General features: G+C 72.0%; 19 protein-coding genes. 12 read left to right on the top strand and 7 right to left on the bottom strand.

From position 1 onward, the window contains the following. The first annotated feature begins 96 nt into the window (after positions 1–96). Positions 97–2043: a CBS domain-containing protein gene (locus tag WME73_RS00295; RefSeq protein WP_437914374.1), complete on the top strand. Its 1947-nt coding sequence runs from the start codon at positions 97–99 to the stop codon at positions 2041–2043. Between the two features lie 202 nt (positions 2044–2245). Here the strand turns inward: WME73_RS00295 and WME73_RS00290 are convergent, their stop codons facing one another. Both WME73_RS00290 and WME73_RS00285 read right to left on the bottom strand, forming a co-directional pair. After that, complete coding sequence (locus WME73_RS00290) at positions 2246–2452, bottom strand: hypothetical protein (RefSeq protein ID WP_012232684.1); 207 nt, start codon at positions 2450–2452, stop codon at positions 2246–2248. Beyond that, positions 2449–2661, bottom strand: a complete 213-nt coding sequence (locus WME73_RS00285; protein WP_437743562.1) for a hypothetical protein — start codon at positions 2659–2661, stop codon at positions 2449–2451. Before WME73_RS00285 ends, WME73_RS00290 begins: the two co-directional genes overlap by 4 nt. A gap of 259 nt (positions 2662–2920) precedes the next feature. On the opposite strand from WME73_RS00285, the gene fadI reads away from it, so the two are divergent. From fadI to WME73_RS00230, 11 genes are all read left to right on the top strand, one after another. Beyond that, complete coding sequence (gene fadI, locus WME73_RS00280; RefSeq protein WP_437743561.1) at positions 2921–4231, top strand: acetyl-CoA C-acyltransferase FadI; 1311 nt, start codon at positions 2921–2923, stop codon at positions 4229–4231. Continuing rightward, positions 4228–6456, top strand: a complete 2229-nt coding sequence (gene fadJ, locus WME73_RS00275; RefSeq protein WP_437914373.1) for a fatty acid oxidation complex subunit alpha FadJ — start codon at positions 4228–4230, stop codon at positions 6454–6456. The genes fadI and fadJ overlap by 4 nt, the downstream gene beginning before the upstream one ends. A gap of 233 nt (positions 6457–6689) precedes the next feature. Then, on the top strand, positions 6690–7670 hold the full coding sequence (locus tag WME73_RS00270; RefSeq protein ID WP_437914372.1) for an SDR family oxidoreductase: 981 nt from the start codon (positions 6690–6692) through the stop codon (positions 7668–7670). 214 nt (positions 7671–7884) lie between these two features. After that, the gene (locus WME73_RS00265; protein WP_437743558.1) at positions 7885–8394 is read left to right on the top strand and encodes a GNAT family N-acetyltransferase; all 510 of its coding nucleotides are present in this window, start codon (positions 7885–7887) and stop codon (positions 8392–8394) included. A gap of 12 nt (positions 8395–8406) precedes the next feature. Further along, positions 8407–9186 (top strand): lysophospholipid acyltransferase family protein, encoded by a 780-nt coding sequence (locus tag WME73_RS00260; protein ID WP_437914371.1) that lies wholly within the window; start codon positions 8407–8409, stop codon positions 9184–9186. Between the two features lie 8 nt (positions 9187–9194). Beyond that, the gene (speB, locus tag WME73_RS00255; protein ID WP_437914370.1) at positions 9195–10172 is read left to right on the top strand and encodes an agmatinase; all 978 of its coding nucleotides are present in this window, start codon (positions 9195–9197) and stop codon (positions 10170–10172) included. Positions 10173–10274: 102 nt separating this feature from the next. Beyond that, positions 10275–11267, top strand: a complete 993-nt coding sequence (locus WME73_RS00250) for a M14 family metallopeptidase (RefSeq protein ID WP_437914369.1) — start codon at positions 10275–10277, stop codon at positions 11265–11267. A 137-nt stretch (positions 11268–11404) separates the two neighbouring features. Continuing rightward, positions 11405–12811: a serine/threonine-protein kinase gene (locus WME73_RS00245; protein ID WP_437914368.1), complete on the top strand. Its 1407-nt coding sequence runs from the start codon at positions 11405–11407 to the stop codon at positions 12809–12811. After that, on the top strand, positions 12798–13805 hold the full coding sequence (locus WME73_RS00240) for a tetratricopeptide repeat protein (protein ID WP_437743553.1): 1008 nt from the start codon (positions 12798–12800) through the stop codon (positions 13803–13805). Before WME73_RS00245 ends, WME73_RS00240 begins: the two co-directional genes overlap by 14 nt. Before the next feature lie 129 nt (positions 13806–13934). Further along, positions 13935–14642, top strand: a complete 708-nt coding sequence (locus WME73_RS00235; RefSeq protein WP_437914367.1) for a hypothetical protein — start codon at positions 13935–13937, stop codon at positions 14640–14642. 159 nt (positions 14643–14801) lie between these two features. Beyond that, positions 14802–16088, top strand: a complete 1287-nt coding sequence (locus WME73_RS00230; protein ID WP_437914366.1) for an alkaline phosphatase PhoX — start codon at positions 14802–14804, stop codon at positions 16086–16088. 11 nt (positions 16089–16099) lie between these two features. Here WME73_RS00230 and WME73_RS00225 read toward each other — a convergent pair whose 3' ends face one another. From WME73_RS00225 to WME73_RS00205, 5 genes are all read right to left on the bottom strand, one after another. Next, positions 16100–17431 (bottom strand): RNA polymerase sigma factor, encoded by a 1332-nt coding sequence (locus tag WME73_RS00225; RefSeq protein WP_437914365.1) that lies wholly within the window; start codon positions 17429–17431, stop codon positions 16100–16102. A gap of 2 nt (positions 17432–17433) precedes the next feature. Continuing rightward, positions 17434–17787 carry a YciI family protein gene (locus WME73_RS00220; RefSeq protein WP_437914364.1) on the bottom strand — a complete coding sequence of 118 codons (354 nt, stop codon included), beginning with the start codon at positions 17785–17787 and terminating at the stop codon, positions 17434–17436. Next, positions 17784–18107, bottom strand: a complete 324-nt coding sequence (locus WME73_RS00215; protein ID WP_437743548.1) for a hypothetical protein — start codon at positions 18105–18107, stop codon at positions 17784–17786. The genes WME73_RS00220 and WME73_RS00215 overlap by 4 nt, the downstream gene beginning before the upstream one ends. Before the next feature lie 5 nt (positions 18108–18112). Next, positions 18113–18784 carry a glutathione S-transferase family protein gene (locus tag WME73_RS00210; protein ID WP_437914363.1) on the bottom strand — a complete coding sequence of 224 codons (672 nt, stop codon included), beginning with the start codon at positions 18782–18784 and terminating at the stop codon, positions 18113–18115. A 192-nt stretch (positions 18785–18976) separates the two neighbouring features. Further along, entirely contained in the window at positions 18977–21820 is a 2844-nt protein-coding gene (locus tag WME73_RS00205) for a PBP1A family penicillin-binding protein (RefSeq protein ID WP_437914362.1), read from the bottom strand. Positions 21821–21905: the final 85 nt, after the last annotated feature.

Raw genomic sequence — 21905 nt, 5'->3', positions numbered from 1 at the left:
CGCCCGCCGTCCCGCCGGGGGATCCCCCGCGCCCCCTGCCGCTCGCCGTCGTAGGCTTCCCGGGAGCGAGAGCGAGCGAAAGGCGGGGCGATCACCATGGGCGAGCAGCACGTCTCCGAGCAGGCGAGCGAGGAGCAGCACAAGGCGTTCATGCGGGCGCTGCTCGACGACGTGGAGGCGCTCGAGCGCCTCCTCCTGGAGGATCGCATCGAGTCCGGCGTGCGCCGCATCGGCGCCGAGCAGGAGATGTTCCTCGTCGACCGCGCGCTCCGGCCCGCCCCGCTCGCGCTGGAGGTGCTCGAGCGGGCCGCCGACGATCGGCTCACGACCGAGCTCGCTCGCTTCAACCTGGAGGCGAACCTCACCCCGCTCCCGTTCGGCGGCGACTGCCTGCGGCGGCTCGAGGCCGAGCTCTCGGAGGTCATCGGGCGGGCGGCCGAGGCCGCGCGCGCCGTCGGCGCCGACGTCCTGCTCACGGGCATCCTCCCCACCCTGCGCGCCGGCGACCTCCGCCTCGAGAACCTCACGCCGGCGCCTCGCTACCACGAGCTCAACCGCGCGCTCTTGCGGCTGCGCCAGGGCGATTTCCGCGTCTCGATCCACGGGCTCGACGAGCTCGAGATGACCCACGACAACATCCTGCTCGAGTCGTGCAACACGAGCTTCCAGGTCCACCTCCAGGTCGGGGCGCGGGAGTTCGCGTCGCTCTACAACCTCGCCCAGACGGTGACCGCGCCCGTCCTCGCCGCCGCGGTCAACTCGCCGCTGCTCCTCGGGCAGAGGCTCTGGCACGAGACCCGGATCGCCCTCTTCGAGACCTCGGTCGACACCCGCCCGAACACGCTCGAGGGCCGGCAACACAGGCCCCGCGTCCACTTCGGCGACGGCTGGGTGCAGGGCGGCGTGCTCGATCTCTTCCGCGAGGACATCGCGCGGTTCCGCGTGATCATGACCGCCGATCCCGGCGAGCCCCCCGCGGCCGTGCTCGCGCGCGGGGAGGTGCCGGACCTCAAGGCCCTGCGGGTCCACAACGGCACCGTCTACCGCTGGAACCGCCCCTGTTACGGCGCCCTGGCCGGGGTCGCGCACCTGCGCATCGAGAGCCGCGCGCTGCCCTCGGGGCCCACGGTCCTCGACGAGGTCGCGAACGCCGCCTTCTTCTTCGGCCTGATGACCGGCCTCGCCGCCGAGCACCCGCGCATCGACCTCGAGATGCCGTTCGAGGACGCCAAGACGAACTTCTTCGCGGCGGCCCGCCACGGCCTCAAGGCGCAGCTCACGTGGCTCGGCGGCCGGAGCCTCCCTGCCCCGGAGCTCATCCTCTCGCACCTCCTCCCCGCCGCCCGGGCGGGCCTCTCGGCCGCCGGCATCGACGCCGCCGACGTCGACCGGTACCTCGGCGTCGTCGAGGAGCGGGTCCGCCGCGGCCAGACGGGCGCGCAGTGGGCGCTCGGCTCGCTCGCGGCCATGGCCGGGCGGGGCACCCCGGAGCGGCGGAACCGCGCCCTCTGCGCCGCGATGCTCGCCCACCAGCAGGAGGAGGCCCGGGGCGGGGGGGCCGGGCGCCCGGTGCACGCGTGGGAGCCCGCCGCGCTCGAGGACGACCTGGACCTCGTGCGCGACAGCTACCGGACCGTCGGCCAGTTCATGTCGACCGATCTGTTCACGGTGCGGCCCACCGACATCGTCGACTTCGCCGCGAGCGTCATGGACTGGCGGCACGTGCGCCACGTCCCGGTCGAGGACGAGCAGGGCCGGCTCGTCGGCGTCGTCTCCCACCGCGCGCTGCTCCGGCTCGTCGCCCGCGGCGCCGCGGCGGCGCCGAGCGGATCCGCGCAGCCCACGGTGGCGTCCATCATGCGGCCCGACCCCGTGACCGTCGCGCCGGACACGCCGACGCTGGAGGCGATGCGGATCATGCGCGAGCAGCGCGTCGGCTGCCTGCCCGTCGTCGCGGGCGAACGGCTCGTGGGCATCGTGACCGAGCGCGATCTCCTCGACGTCTCGGCGGCGCTGCTCGAGGCCTTCCTGCGCGAGGCGTGAGCAGGCGCGGCTGCCGGTGACGCGCGAGCCGGAGCGACAGAGAGAGAATGAACCGCAAAGACGCAAAGGCGCAAAGGCGCAAGAAGTAGCGAGAAAAAATTCTTCTCGATCTCCTTTTGCGTCTTTGCGTCTTTGCGTCTTTGCGCCTTTGCGTTTTTATTCTTCTAGAAACCCTGCGAGGAGCAGCGCTCCCGCGCGGAGCTCACAGATCGCTGATCTCGACGCACGTCATCGCGTCGCCCTTGGCCTGGCAGTCGAACACGGTGCCGTACGCGTTGAAGAAGCCCTGCTTCGTGCGCGTGACGTGGTACCGCGTCCCGTCGATCTGCCGGATGCTCGTGTAGCTCCCCTGACAGCCGATCGCGCCGAAGCTCGCGAGCAAGAGCCCGAAAATCAAAGAACGCTTCATTCGGCCGCCTCCGTCGTTACCTCGACCTCGGTGCACTCCGCCTTGCCCGGCGCGTCAGGGCACATCCACATCGCAGGCTGGTTGTTCTTGTGACCAGCCACATACACATAACCCGGCGCCGCCGGCGCCGAGTCGCTTGCAAACGTCGCACACCCCGCGAGCGCCGGAGCGCCGCAGAGCAACGCACTGCATAGAATGAATTTCCGCATGGCCACCCACGCTATCGGCAAGCTCAACCGTGGGCCAAATTAGCGCCCAGGCTGTCCCAACCGTTCTTCCTCCCACGTCGCTTTCTCGTGGAGCGCCTCGCCGCCTGCGACGCCCTCGCCGCCCAAGGTTGACACGCCGCGTTAGCGCACCTAAGGGAATTACCCCAACCGGTGTGCGCTGGCACGCCGGGATCCGGGGGGCTGCGCGGGGCGCGCGGGGCGGGCTCGCGATGGGCTCTCCGGCAGCAGAGGAGTCGACATGGCTTCAGGCAAGAATGGGAAGGGCGGCAAGGACCGGGTGGCGGTCGTTGCCGGGCTGCGCACGCCGTTCACCAAGGCGGGGACGGCGCTCAAAGCGCTGCGCACCGTCGATCTCGCGGCCACGGTGGTCAAGGAGCTCCTCCAGAGGAGCGAGGTGACCCCGCGCGACGTCACGCTGGTCGTCTACGGGCAGGTGGTGCCGACGCTCGACTGGCTCAACATCGCGCGCGAGGTCGTGCTGCGCACCGGCCTGCCCAAGGACACCGACGCCTACAGCGTCTCGCGCGCGTGTGCCACGTCGCTCCAGGCCATGACGAGCGCCGCCGAGGCGATGCTCGCCGGCCAGCACCACGTCGCCCTCGTCGGCGGCGCCGACAGCATGAGCGACGTGCCGCTCGGCGTCTCCCGGAAGCTGGCCTCCGCGCTGACCGACTTCCAGAAGGCCAGGACGCTCGGCGCCCGACTGGAGATCCTCTCCCGCCTCTCGCTGAAGGACCTCGTGCCCCCGATCCCGGGCTTCTCGCGCGAGCCGACCACGGGCGAGCAGATGGGCGAGGCCGCCGAGAAGATGGCGAAGCAGAACGGCATCTCGCGCGCCGAGCAGGACGCGATCGCCCACCGCTCGCACACGAACGCCGCGCGCGCCTGGCGTGACGGCACCTACGCCGCCGAGGTCATGCACGTGATCCCCCCGCCTTACGACAAGCCGGTCGAGCGCGACAACGTGGTCCGGGACGACTCGACCCTCGACGCCTACGCGAAGCTGTCGCCGGCCTTCGATCGGCGGCACGGCACGATCACCGCGGGCAACGCGTCGCCGCTCACCGACGGGGCGAGCGCCCTGCTCCTGATGCGCGAGGGCAAGGCCAAGGCGCTCGGCTACCAGCCGCTCGGGTACGTCAAGTCGTGGTCCTACGCGGCGGTCGACCCTGGCTGGCAGCTCCTGATGGCCCCGGTGCTCGCCGTGCCGCGGGCGCTCGAGCGCGCCGGCCTCTCGCTCGCCGACATGGACCTCGTCGACATGCATGAGGCCTTCGCCGCCCAGGTCGCGTCCAACCTGAAGGCGCTCGCGTCGCCGTCGTTCGCCGCGGAGAAGCTCGGCCGGTCCGCCCCCGTCGGCGAGATCGATCCGGAGAAGCTCAACGTCAACGGCGGCTCGATCGCGCTCGGGCACCCCTTCGCGGCCACGGGAGGGCGCATGGTCCTCTCCACGCTCCGCGAGCTCAAGAAGCGCGGCGGGCATCACGCGCTCCTCACCGTCTGCGCGGCGGGCGGCCTCGGCGCTGCCGTTGTCCTGGAGGCCGCATGACGACGACATCCGCCGCCGCCACGCCGGCCCCCGCGGCCGCGAGCCCGCTCTCCCTCGAGGTGCGCCCCGACGGCGTGGCCGTCGTCACCTACGATGTCCCGGGCGAGGCGGTCAACACGCTGAAGCCCACGTTCACCGGCGATCTCGAGCGGATCGCGGGCCAGATCGCGAGCAACCCGCTCATCAAGGCGGCGATCCTCGTGTCCGGCAAGGCCGACACCTGGATCGCGGGCGCCGACATCGAGATGCTGAAGGGCGTCGCCACGGCGGCCCAGGCCGAGGCGATGTGCCGTGCCGGTCACGAGGCGATCCTGCGGATCGTGCGCTCGCCGAAGCCGATCGTCGCCGCGGTCCACGGCGCCGCGCTCGGCGGCGGCTTCGAGGTGGCGCTCGCCTGCCACGCCCGGGTGCTGAGCGACGACCGGAAGACGGTGCTCGGCTTGCCCGAGGTGCAGCTCGGCCTGCTCCCCGGGATCAACGGGCTCCAGCGGCTCGCGGAGCGCGCCGGCCTGAAGGCGGCGCTCGACCACGGCCTCACCGGCAAGAACATGCGCCCCTCGAAGGCGCGGCAGCTCGGCGTCGCCGACGACGTCGTCCCCGCGGCCATCCTGAGGGAGACGGCCGCGGCGCTCGCGCTCAAGCTCGCGCGTGTCGAAGCCGGCCCGCCGTTCCGGCCCAAGCGGGCGAGCGCGCCGAAGCTCGACTCCGCCGCGCTCACCCGCGCGGCCCTGGAGCGGAACCCGATCGGCCGTGCCCTGCTCTTCCAGCAGGCAGCGCGGCAGACGCGCAAGAAGACCGGCGGGCACTACCCGGCGCCCGAGCGGATCATCGACGTGCTGAGGACCTATGCAGAGAAGGGCTTCGAGGCGTCGAAGGAGGTCGAGGCGCGCGCGTTCGGCGAGCTCGTCGCGTCGAGCACGGCGCACCGGCTGATGGAGCTCTTCTTCGCGACGAACGCGATGAAGAAGGACACCGGCGTGGACGACCCCGCCGTGCAGCCGAGGAAGGTCGAGAAGATCGCGATGATCGGCGCCGGCCTGATGGGGGCCGGCATCGCCTATGTCAGCCTGAACGCCGGCATCTCCGTGCGGCTCCGGGATCGCGACGACGCGTCGATCGGCCGCGGGCTCAAGTACGTGGCCGACATCCTCGGCGAGCGGGTGAAGAAGAAGCAGCTCACGCCCCTCGAGCGAGACGAGAAGCTCGCGCTGCTCACCGCGACGACGGACAGCTCGGGCCTCCGGAGCGCCGATCTCGTGATCGAGGCGGTGTTCGAGGATCTGGCGGTGAAGCACGCGGTCCTGCGGGACGTCGAGCAGCACGGCAAAAGCGGGGTGATCTTCGCGTCGAACACGTCGTCGATCCCGATCTCGCGGATCGCGGCCGCGTCGAAGCGGCCGGAGAACGTGGTCGGGATGCACTACTTCAGCCCGGTGCACAAGATGCCGTTGCTCGAGGTCATCCGGACCGAGGCGACGTCGCCCGAGGTGGTCGCGACGGCGGTGGCGGTCGGCAAGCGCCAGGGCAAGACGGTCATCGTCGTGAACGATGGGGTCGGCTTCTACACGAGCCGGATCCTCGGGCCGTACATGAACGAGGCGAGCTGGCTGCTCGCCGAGGGGGTCGCGATCGAGCAGGTCGACGCGGCGCTCGTCGCGTGGGGCTGGCCGGTCGGTCCGCTCGCGCTGCTCGACGAGGTGGGCATCGACGTGGCGGCGCACGTCGGCCCGATCATGCTCGAGGCGTTCGGCGACCGCCTCGCGCCGCCTCCCACGATGGCCAGGCTGGTCTCCGACGACCGGAGGGGCCGCAAGAACGAGCGCGGGATGTACCTGTACGGCGCGGCGGCGAAGAAGAAGGGCAAGGGCAAGCACGCCGACGAGAGCGCCTATGGCGTGCTCGGGCTGCCGGTGCCGAGGGCGAAGGACAGCCCGCCGGTGCCGGTCGAAGAGATCCAGCTGCGCTGCTCGCTCCAGCTCGTGAACGAGGCGCTGCACTGCCTCGGCGAGGGGATCCTCCGGAGCCCGCGCGACGGCGACATCGGCGCGATCTTCGGCCTGGGTTTCCCGCCGTTCCGCGGCGGGCCGTTCCGCTACGTCGACAGCCTGGGCGCCGCGGAGGTGCTCCGCCGCATCGAGATCTACGAGCGCCGCTTCGGCAAGCGCTGGACGCCCGCCCCGGCGCTCGTCGAGGCGGCGAGGACCGGGAAGCCCTTCTACGGCTGAAGAGAGAGAAGAAAAAAAACGCAAAGACGCAACGGCGCAAGGGAGAGAGAAAGATTTGTTTCTTCTTCTCCTTGCGTCTTCGCGCCTTTGCGACTTTGCGTTTAAAATTCTTCATCCATCCACCACGCTCGCCGTTTCAATCGAGCTCCGCGGCCACATCCGACCCGGGCCCTGATGGCCCGCGCCTTGCTCTCCTCTCCGCGAGGGAAAGACCGCGCGGGAGGGGGCCAGTCATGCGGAAGTGCATTCGCGATGCGGTGGTCGTTATCACCGGGGCATCTTCGGGCATTGGCAGGGCGGCGGCGCTCGCGTTCGCGAGGCGCGGCGCGCGGGTCGTCATCGCCGCTCGGGACGAGGCGGCCCTCGAGGAGGTCGCCGCCGAGTGCGCCAGCGTCGGCGCGTCGGCGCTCGCCGTCACGACGGACGTGAGGGACGAGCACGCCGTCCGAGCGCTCGCCCGCGCCGCCGTCGAGGTGTTCGGCAGGATCGACGTCTGGGTGAACAACGCCGCCGTGTTCCTCTACGCGCGCGCGGACGAGGCGCCCTACGAGGCCTACCGCCAGGTCATCGAGACGAACCTGCTCGGCTATGTGCACGGGGCGCGGGCGGTGCTGCCCTGTTTCCGCGCGCAGGGCGCCGGGGTGCTCATCAACAACGTCTCCGTTCTTGGCAAGTTCGGCGCGCCGACCATGAGCGCCTACGTGATCTCCAAGTTCGGGGTCCTCGGCCTCACGTCCTGCTTGAGACAGGAGCTCTCCAGCACGCCGGACATCCATGTTTGCAATCTCCTGCCCGCGACGATCGACACCCCGATCTACCAGCACGCCGGCAATTTCACCGGCCACGCCGTCCAGCCGATCCGGCCGATCGTCGACCCCGAGCGGGTCGCAGCGGCGATGGTCTCCCTCGCCGAGCGGCCGCGGCGCGATGTCTACGTCGGCGCCGCCGGCCGCATCACCGCCGCGGCGTTCGTCGCCTTCCCGGGCCTCATGGAGCGGCTGCTCGCGGCGTACACGCTCCGCACGACCTTCCTGGATCGCGCGGCGCCGCACACCGACGGCAACATCTTCGTGCCCATGAAGCACTGGACCGGCGTGACCGGCGGATGGCGCGCGTCCTCGGGCGTCGCCGCGCTCCTCGACACCGCCCGGGCCTTCGCCGGCCTCGCGCTCGCACTCCCGTCCACGGCGGCAGAGCGCCTCAGGCCACGATGACATTGCCGCCCTGGCACCTTCCGTACGCGATTCCCCAGCCATCTTGACGCGCCATCGCCCCCGACGTGTCTCTCAACCTCGGGGGTCCTGTGACGTGTTCTCCACGGAGTCCCGGCATGCTGCGCCCACAGCAACGATTCAATTGAAATAAGGAGGCGCAACAATGAGCCGTTATGTGGCGCGCACGCTCCGAGGCGATGACTTTTCGACTCTGATGGAACTGGAGACGGCCCTCTTCGGCGGCGCGGGCGAAGGGGAGCTCGGGCGGTATTACATCCGTCTTTGCTGCGACTTCTTCAAGGACTCTTGTTTCATGGTCGAGGCCGCGGGGAGGCCCGCGGGCTACCTGCTCTCCTTCACGCGCGGCAAGGAGGTCTACTGCACGACCCTCGCCGTCCTGCCCGAGTATCAGGGCTCCCGCGCGACGCACACGCTGCTCCGCGCGTTCGTCGGGTCGATCCTCGGCTGGGCGGAGTCGTGCTGGTTCACCGTCGAGGAGGACAACCACGCCGCGCGGGCGCTCCACGCCATGCTCGGCGCCAAGGAGATCGAGGTGCGCCCCGATTTCTATGGCACCGGACACCCGCGCATCATCTCGCGCATCGATCGCGACGCGTTCATGGCGCTCCGGGCCCGCTTCGAGAAGGTGGGGCTCGTCGATCGCCAGGCCGAGGCGAAGGAGCCGCGCGCGGCGGAGAGCGGCGGCATCGCCGCGGTGGCCTGAGGCCGACGGACCATGACGACCACCGCTCCGCTCGACCACGGCCGCCGCGCGCCGACGGCGGACGACCGGCCCTGGACCGAGGCGCTCTCCATCGCCAGCCGGGTCTCCGGCGTGATGGGGCTCGCGCTCGACGCCGTGTTCCGGACCAGCCTGCTCCCCACGCTGCCCGCCTCGCGCCACCGCGAGAGGGCGCGCCTCCTCCACGGGATCGCCCGGGACCTGTGCGCGCTGCACTGCCTGCGCGTCCGCGTGACCGGCGCGCTCCCTGCGTCGCCGTTCGTGGTCGTGGCCAACCACGTCAGCTACCTCGATCCGATCCTCCTCGCGTCGCTCACCCCCTGCACCGCCATCGCGAAGCAGGAGATCGGCAGCTGGCCGATCATCGGCGATCGCGCGCGCGATCTCGGCGTGTTGCTCGTCGATCGGCAGCGCCCGGCGAGCGGGGCGCGCGTGCTCCGGAGCGCGCTCCGGGCCCTGCGCCATGGCGTCCCGGTGCTGAATTTCCCGGAGGGCTCGACCACCCGCGGAGAGAAGGTCCTCCCGTTCCGGAAAGGCATCTTCGGCGTCGCCCAGCTCGCGGGCGTCCCCATCGTGCCCGCGGCCATCACCTACGATGATCCGGAGCTCTGCTGGGCGGGCGACGACACCTTCCTCCCCCATTTCCTCCGCTTCTCCAGCCGCCGAGAGGCGAGCGCCCGCGTCGCCTTTGGCCCGCCGCTCGGCGATCACGGCGGCGCGGCGGATCTCGCGGACCGCGCCCGCGCCGTGATCCTGGACCTCTTGAGCCTATAGGAGATCTCATGTCTCAACAACGAGCAGCCGCGTACCTGCGGCACGGGCAGACGCCGTTCTTTCGCCTCCCGACGGCGGGATTCCACGAGGCCGGCGCGTCCGCCTATTCCGGCGCCGATGCCGTGCTCCTCGGCGTCCCGTGGGACGGGAGCGTCACGTACCGCCCGGGCGCACGGTTCGCCCCCTACGAGCTGCGCCGCGTGAGCGCGCTCGTGCAGTCGTATCACCCCGGCCACGGCATCGACGTGTTCCGCGCGATCAACGTGCTCGACGGGGGCAATGTGCCCTTTCCCCCGTTTCACGCAGACTCCGTTCGCGAGCTGATCCAGGCCTCGGTCGACGAGGTGCTCGCGGCCGGCGCGGCCCCGTTCGTCGTCGGCGGCGACCACTCGATCGCGCTCCCGGTGCTCCGCGCGCTGTCGCGGCGCCACGGCCCCGTCACGGTCGTTCACGTCGACGCGCACCTCGACACGAGCACCTCGGAGGTGTGGGGCGAGCCGTTCCACCACGGCACGCCGTTCCGCAACGCGATCGAAGAGGGGCTGATCGGGCGGAGCGCGCTCCACCAGATCGGCATCCGCGCCACGTGGGGCCACCCGGAGGAAGGCGCCTTCGCGGCGCACGCCGGGGCGACCCTGTACGGCATGGATCGGATCGACCGCGACGGCGCTTCTGCGATCGCCGCCGCCATCAGGGCAGCCGCGGGCGAGTCGCCCGTCTACATCTCCTTCGATATCGACGGCGTCGACCCGGCCTATGCCCCGGGCACCGGCACGCCCGTGCCCGGCGGGCTCACCTCACGCGAGGCGATCCAGCTGCTCCGCGGCCTCGCGGGGATCAACCTGGTGGGCATGGATCTCGTCGAGGTATGCCCCGCGCTGGATCACGCCGACATCACCCTCCACCTCGGCGCGCACCTCCTGTTCGAGGGCCTGGCTCTCCTCGCGACGCGTAAGGGCGACCAGCGCGACCCGCCGCGCGGATGACGCGAATCGACGCGAATCGCGAAACCGCGGAATCGCGACACATGAATCCGCTCAATCCGCTGGCGCCCGCCGCCATTCCGGTGTCACATAAGAGACACTGGGATGACACGCTCGCCCGATCTATGCGGCCGCTACGCCGAGCTCCCGCAGCTCGATGATGCCTGGGCGCGCCTCGCGCGCACCTACGGCGGACGGGAAATAGCGATCGGGACGTCCGCAAACGGAAGACCCTTGCGGCGCTACGACTTCGGCAATCCGCTGGGTCCGACGTTCCTGCTGACGTCGCTCATGCACGGGGTCGAGGTGATCGGCGGGCTCGCGCTGCTCGATGCGGTCCGGTCGATCCTGGCGAGCGGACGAGCGGGCGTGGCGGCGCGGGCGCGGCTCGTCGTGGTGCCGGTCGTCAACCCCGACGCGTTCGCCGACAACCTGGAGCGCCTCCGCGGCGAGCGGCGAGCGGCGCAGCGCTGCAACGCCCGCGGCGTGGATCTGAACCGGAATTTCGCGCCGCTGTCCTCGTCGCGGCCGCTGCACCCGTTCGCGGGCTCGCGCCTCCGGTGGTCGCCGCACTACACGGGGCCTCACGCGTTCTCGGAGCCCGAGTCGCGCGCCCTGCGCGACGTCGCGCTGGAGACGCGGCCTGCGCTCGCGATCGGCTTTCACAGCTGCGGCAACTTCCTGCTCTACCCGTGGGCGCACACCGACGTGCCCAACCCGCGCGAGCCGCTGTACCGGGCGCTCGGCGACGCCTTCTGCCGGGCTCTGCCGCGCGAGCGGTACGAGATCCGCCAGGCGGCGCACTGGTACCCCACGGTCGGCGACATGGACGACTGGCTCGACGCCAACCTCGGAACGCTCGCCTTCACGGTGGAGGTCAGCCGTCCTGCACGCTCCTTCCGCGACATCCGCCGGCTGCTGAACCCGTTCTGGTGGCTGAACCCGCGCGAGGCCGACGAGGCGATCGCCAACGTCGTCCCCGGCGTCGGCGCGCTCCTCTGCGACGCCCTCGACCGCGGCGTGGGCGGCGCGGCCTCGCGGGCGGCCCCGCCGCTCGACGCGCCGCCTGCGGAGCTCTTCGCCGACGCCGCCGAGTGAAACGGCCGCGCGCTCTTCGTGTACTCGCCGGGCGCGCGGCTGCCTCTGGCCGCCATCCCGCGCTGGCCAGAGGGCGACGGCGGCGAGGACTGTCGAAAAGTGCCAGTCCCGCGCGCAGCATCCACTATCCTTCGGGCGTGGACGCCGCCACGCCCCGCATACCGCCGACCGTGCGGATCAGCCAGAGCGCGGCGGCTCGTCAGGCCGGCGCCGACGAGTCGGACATCTGGCAGCACACCCCCGACGAGGTCGTCGAGGGCAAATACCGGCTGGTCCGACCGCTCGGGCGCGGAGGCATGGCCGAGGTCTGGCTCGCCGTGCACGTCACGCTCAAGACCGAGCTCGCCGTGAAGTTCCTCAGCGCCTCGCTGACCGGCGACGCGGAGCGGAGCCGCACCGTCCTGGAGAGGTTCCGGTTCGAGGCCCAGATCTCGGCCCGCCTGAGCGCGCGCACGCGGCACATCGTCGCGGTCCACGACGCAGGGGTCCACGACGACATCCCTTACCTGGTGATGGAGCACATCCCGGGGCGAACGCTGTTCGCCGAGGTGCGCCAGAAGGGACCGATCGATCCGGTGCGCTTCGGGCACATCCTTGATCAGATCGGGGACGCGCTCACCGTGGCGCACGACATGGGCATCGTGCACCGCGATCTGAAGCCTTCGAACGTGATGCTCGTCGGCACGCCCGGCGCGGAGCTGACGGTGAAGGTCGCGGATTTTGGCATCGCCAAGGCGCTGCACGGCGATCTAGGCCTGGATCGGCCGCAGGAGACGGAGGCCGACGTCATGCTGGGCTCGCCGAACTACATGAGCCCGGAGCAGCTCGCCTCGCCGCTCGCGGTCGACGCGCGGGCCGATGTCTGGGCGCTCGGCGTGCTGACCTACGAGGTGCTGACGGACTGGACGCCTTTTCAAGGCAACAGCATCGCGGAGATCATCGTGGCGGTCAGCACCCGCGATTTCGAGCCTGCCACGGAGGTCCGGCGATCGCTTCCCCAGGGGCTCGACGCCTGGTTCTCGCGCGCCCTCGCGAAGGGGCCGGCGCAGCGGTTCACCTCGATCCGCGAGATGGTGGAGGCCTACCACGCCGCGCTCTCGGCGCCGCCGCCCGAGCGGCCCGCGGAGGTCGCGCCGCCGCGGCGGCCTCGGGTGGCGCCCGCCGTGGCGCTGGCCTGCCTGACCGCGCTCGGGGGGACCGCCGCGCTGGCGGCGCGCCTGCTCGATCGGCCGCGCCTGGAACAGCCGGCGCGGCTCATGGCCCCCGGCGTGCGGGGCGCGCTCCAGGCGATCGCGCTGCGCTCGCCGCCCCCGCCGCAGCAGCCCGCCGCGGCCGAGCCGCCGGCCACGGCCGAGCCGCCGGCCACGGCCGAGCCGCCGGCCTCCGCGGCGGCGCCCGCGCCGCCTGCCTCCGCAGCGCCTGCGCAGCCGCGCTCGTCCCTGCGCCGCCCCGGGGCTGACAGGGCCGCCCCGCGCGCGACGGCGACCACCGCGCCCACGGTGCCCCGGCGCCGCAAGGAGATCGACAAGAGTGAGACCTTTTGAGCGACGGCTCATCACGCTCTGCAGCGTCGCCATGCTCGCGGCGGCGCCGGCGCGCGCGCTCGCCGTCGGGGCCGAGGAGGACGCGAAGACGCTGTTCGCCCGGGGGCGCGAGCTGCGGAGCACCGGACAGTGCGAGCAGGCGGTCATCGCCTTCCGGAGCGCGCTGGAGATCTACCCCGAGGGGCTCGGCGCGCTCCGGAACATCGCCGAGTGCGAGGAGGAGCTCGGCCGCTATGCCTCGGCGAGGCGAGACTGGTGGGATCTCCGGCGCGCCGCGCTCCAGTCCAACGAGGCCAAGTACGCCGGGTGGAGCGATGACGCCGAGGCCCGCTACCGGGCGCTCGGCAGCAAGGTCGGGACGTTGACCGTCCGGCTGAAAGGCGCCGAGGGGCGGCCGCCGGTCCAGGTGGTGCTGGACGGCAAGCCCCTCGACCCGAGGCTCCTCGGCGTCGAGCTCGAGCGCGATCTCGGCGCCCACACGGTCGAGCTGTTCTACGGCGGCGCCGCGCCGATCACGGAGCGCGCCGAGCTCACGCCTGGCGCCCGTCAGGTCGTGACGCTGACCGTGCCCGCGCCGCTCCCGGGGCGCGACGCGCTCTCCGCGCCGAGCGCCTCCGGCACGCCGGCCAGCGGCATTCGCATGGGCGGCTACGTCGCGCTCGGCGTCGGCGGCGCTGGCGCGATCGCGACCGTCGTGGCGCTGGCCGTGCGCGCCGGCGCGCTGTCCGCGGTCGAGGACGGGTGCTCCCCCGCCGGCGGAGGCGCTTACGAGTGCCCGCCGTCGCTCCAGGGCGACTACGACACGGGCAAGACCGCCTCGACGCTCGCCGGCGTCTTCGCCGGCGTCGGCCTGGTCGGGATCGGCGCCGGCGTCACGCTGCTCCTGCTGAGCCCTTCCAAGCCCACGGCGCCGGCCTCTGGCAAGCCGGCGGCAGAGCTCGTCCTCACGCCAGCGCCGGGCGGCCTCGGCTCGCGCCTGCTCGTGAGGTTCTGAGGTTCGGCGATCGGGCGCGACCGGCGCCGTGACGCGGCGGCGTGGGAGCGCGGGTCGCTGAGCTTGTCTTTCCGCACCCGGGCGCTACCCCATGATCGAGGCGAGGGCGCGCGAGGCGGGGAGGTCGAGATGAGCTCACAGCGAAACAAGATCCTTGGTTCGATTGCAGGGAGCGGCGCGGTCGCCGTCCGCGGGGCGGCGGAGGCGCTGTTCTCGGCGGCGGGCAAGAGGCTCCTCGACGAGGGCGCGCGGGAGGGCCTGCGGCGCGTGATGGTCGAGAACACCACGGCGGTCGTGGACGCGCTCGCGCCCGGGCTCTCGCTGGGCGCTCAGACGACGGCGAAGATCATCGCGGATCAGGGCGGAGCGCAGGCCGCCGCGATCGTCGTGCAGGCGGCGGGGCGGCACGCGGGCCAGGCCGCGCTCACCGACGGCGTCTCGGCCGCGGTCGCGAAGGGGCTGGCCCGAGAGGCGATGAGGGCCGCGGGCCGGGAGGTCCTGAAGGGCGCGGGCAAGGCGGCCGGCATCGGGTTCGTGATCGACGGCGCCTTCGGTGCCTACGAGGGCGTCACGGCCTACCAGCGAGGCGAGATGACGAGGAAGGAAGCGCTCGCGCACGCGGCGCAGGAGGCCTCGACAGGCGCGGTGGCGACCGGCGCCGGCGTGCTGCTCGCGGCGGGCCTCGTCGCGGTGACCGGCGGCGCCGCGGCGCCTCTCGTCTTCGCGGTGGGCGCTGGCGGCGCGATCGGCGCGAAGCAGGTCCTGCGGCGGCTCGTCGGCCGGGTGTCCTCGAAGGTCCTGGGCCGTAACGTCGCTGACGAAGGCCAGGTGGGATGACGCCACGAAGGTGGCGTGTGTCCCGGCCAGCGCGCTCAACGACTCGACCTCTCCTTGCGCGCGGCCCTGCGTTCCTCTCGTGCATCGGCCCCGCGGCGCCCATGTGGCAATTGCCTTCCGTGCCTTTCGCGTGATGGTGTTCCGACGTAGATCATCTCCATGCGACGACGCATCCCGAGGCGTTCATTCCTGCGCGTCGGTGGAGCTGCAGCCGCGACGCTGACCCTACCGTTCTCGCTGATCTTCTCGCGGAGGACGCAGGCGGCCGGCCGGTTCGGGCCTCTCGTGCCCGATCCCGCGGGCATCCTCGACCTCCCTGCGGGCTTCACGTATCGGGTCCTCGAGCGCGCCGGCGGCGAGATGGACGACGGTTACCGAGTTCCCGGCCGGCCGGACGGCATGGGGTGTTTTCCTGGGGCCGACGGCACCGTCGTCCTGCTCAGGAATCATGAGAATTCGCCTGCTGATAAGGGCATTGGCCCGTATCGATCCGGCCAGGGCGCGCCGGCGGAGGCGTACGACGCGGCGAGCATGGGCGGCGTCACGAGGCTCGTGCTGGACGCTGCGACGTTCGAGCGTCGCTCGAGCAATCTCGTGCTCGTTGGCACGAACCGGAACTGCGCGGGCGGCCCGAGCCCCTGGGGCTGGCTCAGCTGCGAAGAGAATGTCGACGCTCGCCACGGCTACGTCTTCGTCTGCGCGGCTACCGCGTCCAGGGTGGAGGCCCCGCGCCGCCTGACGGGCTATGGCCGCTTCCACCACGAGGCGGCGGTCGTCGATCCCACGACGAGGATCGCTTACCTGACCGAGGATCGCCCGGACGGCTGCTTCTACCGCTTCAAGCCGGCGGACCCCGCCGCTCCGTTCGAGGGCAAGCTCCAGGCGCTCTGCGTCGTCGGGGCGCGCAACGCCGAGACCTCCGGCTGGGAGCTCGAGGAGCCGCGCGACATCGCGTGGGTGGATATCGACGAGCCCGATCCACGCGACGACACGGTCAGGAGGGAGGCCCGGGCCAAGGGGGCCGCGATCTTCCGGCGCGGGGAGGGCGTCTGCCTATCGCAAGGCGTCGTGTACATCTGCGCGACGATCGGCGGCCCGGCCGGGGCCGGGCAGATCTTCCAGCTGGTCCCCCAGGGAGATGGCGGCACGCTCGGGGTCGTCGCGCAATCGACGGACACGAACGAGCTGGACGCTCCCGACAACATCACCATCGCCCCCTGGGGAGAGCTCTTCATGGCGGAGGATGGCTATCGAGGGAACTACCTTCGAGGTGTGACGCTGGACGGGCAGATCTTCGATTTCGCGCGCAATGCGCGGAGCATGAGAGAGCTCTCCGGCGTGTGCTTCTCGCCCGACGGCACGGCGCTCTTCGTGAACATGCAGGAGGACGGCCTCACGCTGGCGGTCATGGGCCCGTTCCCCGGGGCGGGCGCCCTTCGCGAGTGAGGCGCGCTCGTTCATTCGGGCTCGGGGATCCGCGCTGCGCGATCTCCGCGCGCGGCCACGGCCGCGATCGTCGCGTCAGGGGCTGGCGCGGCCGCGCACAGGGCCCGCGGCCGGAGCGCGTCGATGCGCTGCTCGATCTGCGCGCGCTCTGCGGCGTTGGCCGCGCAATCGCGGGCTCGCTCGAGGGCCGCCAGCGCTTGATCCACCCTCCCCGTCTCCTCGAGCAGGACGCCCTGGACGAGGTGAGCATAGGGGTAACGCGCCAGAGCCGGGTGATCGATGGCCGTCGCGATCAGCTTCAACCCTTCCGCCGCGCCCAGCGCCCGGGCGACCGCGAAAGCACGGTTCACGCGCACGATCGGGCCCGGGCGGTGCTGCTCGAGCGACTCGTAGAGGATCGCTATCTGGAGCCAGTCGGTGTCCTCGGCGCGCGGCGCCGAGCAGTGGACCGCCGCGATCGCGGCTTCGATCTGGTAGGGGCCGGGGCGCCCCCGCTCGAGCGCCTCTCGCAGCAACGCGCAGGCCTCGTCGATCGCGGCGCTGTCCCACCTCGATCGGTCCTGCTGCTCGAGGCTCCGGGGCTGCCCTTCCTCGTCGGTCCGGGCCGGCATGCGCGCCGCGTGCAGGAGCAGCAGAGACAGCAGGCCCTGCACCTCGGGTACCCGTGGCAGCGTTGCGTCGAGAGCCCGAGCCAGGTGCATCGATAGCCGGGTGAGGCCACGACGTATCGGCGCCTCGTCGCCACGGGACCAGTATCCCGCGTTGAAGACGAGGTGGATCACCGCGAGCACGGCGTGGAGCCGCTCCGGCGCCTCCTCCAGCCGCGGGACTTCGTAGTGCTTGCGCCGCTCCCGGAGCCTCTCGCGCGCCCGGGTCAGCCGGCGCTCCATCGCCTGCGCGCTCACCAGAAACGCATGCGCGATCTCGTCCGTGGAGAGCGCCGCGACCGTCGACAGCGCCAGCGCCGTCCGCTCCTCGAGGCCGAGCGCGGGATCGCAGCAGGTGACGACGAGGCGCAGGACATCGTCCGGCCACCGCGCGGCGTCCGGCGCCGAGAGCAGCGCCTCGGACCAGGGACATCGCGCCGCGAGCGCCGCGAGCGCGGTCGCGTGCCGCTGCTCTCCGCACCGCCGCCGCAAGCCGTCTCTGTGGATGTTCGTGGCGACGCGCACGAGCCACGCCTCCGGCGCGTCGGGGACGCCCCGCTCTGGCCACGTCGCGAGGGCCCTGGCGACGGCCTCCTGCACCGCGTCCTCCGCCGCGTGCAGATCCCGCGTGTGGCGCAGCAGCCGCGCGAGCACGGGCGCATACGCGCGGCGGAGCAACGGGGCGAACCCCTCCATGACTACGGCGTGCGCTGCCAGGTGACAGGCCGGATCTCCACGGATCCATCCGCCGGGCAGATCTGCTGCGCCCGGGCCGCGGCGATGGTCTCATCGGCGCACTCGATCAGGTAAAAGCCAACGAGCCACTCCTTGGTCTCCATGTAGGGCCCATCGGTGATCGTCGCGGTCGCCCCCTGCACGCGCACCGTACGCGCCTTGTCTCGCCCGTCGAGCCTCGCCACGGCGAGCAGCTCGGCGCGCGCGGTCGCCTCTTGCTGGAGGGCGCGGTGACGGTCCAGCACCGCGCGCTCGTCCGCCGCGGGGAGCGGATCGCCCTCGGGGCGCGCGCTGTGGATCAAAAGGACATAGATCATCCGATATCTCCTCGCGCGAACGCGTACGACGCCTGCAGATACGATTCCCACCGCGCGGCGTGCTCGAGCGGCACAGCGAGCCACTCACGAAAGATCCTCCCGCTCGGCGCGAACACCGCCCCCTCACCGGCGGTGATCGCCGCAGCGACGCGCGCCGCCGGGAGCTTGACGACGAGGTGCCTCCCGTCGCGGTCGATCGACGCGAAGAACCGGCCCCCCACGCGAAGGCACGGGAAGCCCATCATCGTGCTGCGCGCGACGCTCGGCTCGAGGGCCCACCGCTCGGAGAGCCGCGAGAAGAGCTCGGCTCCGCCCGTCATTGTCGTCACGCTCCTCCGCGCTCCGAGCGATGCGCCGCCTGCTCGAGCGCCTGCGCCATCGCAGCCGGCATCGCGGTCGCGCGCCACGCTTCCCGCTCGTCGAGCCGGGCGAGCCACGCGCGGAGGTTCGGGAACGGCGCCAGGTCGACGCGGCCGAGGGCGGCCATGGGCAGCTGGCACCCGAGCGAGTAATCGGCGAGCGTCACCGCGTCACCGGCCACGAATGCGCGCGCCTTCAGGTGCGCCTCCAGCAGCGCCGCGTACGGCTGGAACTGCTCGAGGGCGCGCCGGGCGACCACCTCGTCGGGCTGCCCCCCCATGAGCGGCTTGAACAACCGCTCGAAGAGCACCGCTCCGAGGGCACGCCCGAAGTGCGAGAGCTCCCAGCACTGCCAGCGAACCACATCGATGCGCCGCCTGGGGTCGCGGGGAAACAGCGACGTCGCGCCATGGGTATCCGCAAGATACTGCATGATCGCGTTGGACTCCCAGAGCCGCAGATCTCCGTCTACAAGGCTCGGAACGAGGCCGTTCGGGTTAATCGCGAGGTAATCCTGGCTCTTGTGCGCGCCTGTAGCGAAGTCGACGAGGATCGTCTCGACGGGCACCGACAGCTCGTGGACGACGGCCTGGACCTTGCGGCAGTTGGGCGATCCCGGAACGATGTAAAGTTTCACAAATCGGCTCCTTTCGGAGGCTGGCGAGCCCCCGCCCGCCGCTTCCTGGAGCGAGACGTCGAGCGCCCCGCATTCCGGACAGGAAAAATGCCGCGGTCGCGCTTTCCTCGTCCGGCGGTGTCGCCGCCCTCGGCCTGGGGGCATCACCGTCGCTCCTGACGCCCCTCCGAGCCCTCCGATCTTGTGCGCCGCTCAGAACGGCGGCGGCGCCGTCTCGCCGGTCGGCAGCGGGCCCGGCTCCGGCGCGTGCTCCGACTCGACCGGCGCTGGCGCGGCCCCTGGCTCCACCGGCCGCGGCCCCTCGCCTGGCGTCGGCGGGGTGCCCTGCTGCTCGGCTGGCGCCACGCCGTCCGCCGGCTCCGCGCCCGCGTCCGCCTCGGGCACCTGCGCCTCCTCGGTCGGCTCCGTCCCGGCGACGAACACCTCCTCGATGGCGTCTTCCTGCCCCTCACGCGCGAGGAGACCCGTCAGCGGATCGATCTTCACGCGCACGACGCCGTTCGGCACCGGGAAATCGGCGGCCGGGCGCTTCGCGTGCGCCTGCTTCATGAAGTCCACGAACGCCGGCAGCGCCGCCATGGCGCCCGTCTCACCGCTGCCGAGCGGCGCCGCGTCGTCGTAGCCGGTCCACACGGCGCACGCGATGTCGGTCGAGTAGCCCACGAACCAGGTGTCCTTCGACTGGTTCGTCGTCCCCGTCTTGCCGGCGATCGGGCGCCCCAGCGAGCGCGCCTGCCTGGCGGTCCCGCTCTGCACGACCGACGTCAGCACGCTCGTGAGCACGTAGGCCTCCGCCTCCTCCATCACGCGGTGCCCCGGAGGGCGTGGCGGCAGCGGGATCTCCACCCCGCCGGGCCCGACGATCTTCGTGATCAGGACAGGCTGCTCGTGGACGCCGCCCGCGGCGATGCTCGCGTACGCGGCGGCCATCTCGCGCGGCGTGACCTCGTAGGCGCCGAGGGCGAGCGACAGGTCTGCGCCGAGCTTCGACTGGACGCCGAGCGCGCCGGCGAAGGCGACCACGTTCGAGGCGCCGACGCGCGACAGCGCCGACACCGCGGCCACGTTCACGCTGTGCGCCGCCGCCTCCCGGAGCCGCGCCGGCGACTTCCCCTCGCTCTCGTCGTAGTTCTGCGGCTTGTACCCGGCGATGGCCAGCGGATCGGTGTCGAGGATCGTCGCCGGCGTCAGCGTGCGCGCGTGGATGCCGTAGCCGTAGACGAACGCCTTGAACGTCGATCCTGGCTGCCGCCGCGCGAACGTCGCCCGGTCGAGCCCGCCGCGCATCGCCTCGTAGCTGCCGACGAGGGCGACGATCTCGCGCGTCCGCACGTCGATCGCGACGAGCGCCCCCTCGGGTCCGAGCTCGAGCCGCAGCGGCACCGGGGCCTCGGGCTTCCCCGGTTTGCCCGCGGGCGCGGCGCGCCCTGCCTCTCCGGCGGCGTCCTCGTCCTCGTCCTGGCCTGCGGCGGCCGCTTCGACGACCGGCTCCGGCGCGGGGCCGATCAGGCTGACGCGCACCACCTTGTCGACGTCGGCGAACTTGCTCGGCGGGAGCCCGTTCGGGTTGTACCGCTGCGCGCCGCGGAGCGTGACCGTGCCTTCCAGCGTGCCCACGCGCACCGAGAGCGTCCCTCGCGCGTCGTCGGCGCCCGTCACGACCCCCCGGAAGACCCTGTGGCCGGCGGGCGTCCCATCGAAGGCCGGCGGCTCTTTCTTGCTCCGCGCGAGCGGGCCGAGCAGCTTGTGCCGCTTCGCGTAGGCGTCGAGGTTCTTGCGGACGGACGCGCGCGCCGCCGCCTGCATCGCCGGATCGATCGTGGTCGTGATGGTGTAGCCGCCTTGCTGCGCGGCGGGCCCGACGAGCTCGCGCAGCACGCGCTGCGCCTCGGCGACCACCTCGGGCGCGAGCTCGGCGAGCGATTCGGTCTCGATGGCGAGCACGACCGGCTCCTGCTTCGCTTGCGCCACCTGGATCTCGTCCGCGAAGGCCTTGCGCTGCATCTGATCGAGCACGAAGTCCCGCCGCGCCACGGCGCGCTCGAGGTTCACCCGCGGCGAGTACACCGACGGCCCCTTCACGATGGCGACGAGCAGCGCGGCCTCGGCGAGCGTCACGTCGCGCACGCTCTTCCCGAAGTAGTAGCGGCTCGCCTCCTCGACCCCGTAGCGGCCGTGGCCGAAGTAGATCTTGTTGAGGTAGAGCTCCAGGATCTCGTCCTTGGTGAGCTCCTGCTCGATCTTGCGGGCGAGGATGATCTCGCGCGCCTTGCGGTTGAAGGTCCGATCCGGCGTGAGCAGGACGTTCTTCACGACCTGCTGCGTGATGGTGCTCGCGCCCTGCCGGGCCCGGGTCGAGCGGAGGTTCACCGCGAGCGCGCGGAGCATGCCGAGGTAGTTCAGCCCTGCGTGCTCGTAGAAGCCTGCGTCCTCGGCGGCGAGCGCGGCCAGCTTCACCTGGCTCGGGATCTCGCCGATGCGCACCACGGTGCGCCGCTCGGTGAAGACCTCGCCGAGGCGCGTCCCGTCGCGCGCGAGGATGCGCGTCACCTGCGGGGGCCGGTAGTCCTTGAGCTCGCGGGTCGAGGGGAGATCCGCCTCGTAGTGCCGGATGACGAGCGCGATCGTGGCGGCGGCGAGGACGAGCAGCGCCGCGAGCGCGATCCCGATGCGCTTCGCCCACGTCGCGATCCTGGGGCCTCTCTCCTGCGGGGGCGCGCCTTCCGGCTGGCTGGACAAGCGCTGCGCGCCCTCGATGTGCGGCGCGCTCGCCGGCCGCGTGGCCCTGCTGATCCGCTCCGGCGGCTCGCTCCCTCGCCCCGGCGGCCCCGACCGCCGCGCCGGCGGCTCCGACGCCTGACGCAGCGGATCCGACGCTCGGCGCAGCGGATCCGACGCCTGACGCAGCGGATCCGACGCTCGACGCAGCGGCTCCGACGCCTGACGCAGCGGCTCCGACGCCCGATCCGGCGCATCGGTCTTCCCGACCGGATCGTTCTCGTTTCCCCCTGGGTTCCGTGATTGCTCCGAGGCCATGACGCCGTCCCCGTGAACGCTGGCGCAGGCGATGCGCATCCAGAGCGCCCGGCGCGCCGGCGCGGCGACGCTAGCACGCCCGCGG

The organism is Sorangium sp. So ce302, assembly GCF_051530145.1.
Taxonomy (GTDB): domain Bacteria; phylum Myxococcota_A; class Polyangia; order Polyangiales; family Polyangiaceae; genus Sorangium; species Sorangium cellulosum_B.
Note: the sequence above shows the minus strand (reverse complement) of the source record. Positions and strands in the feature narration are given on the sequence as shown.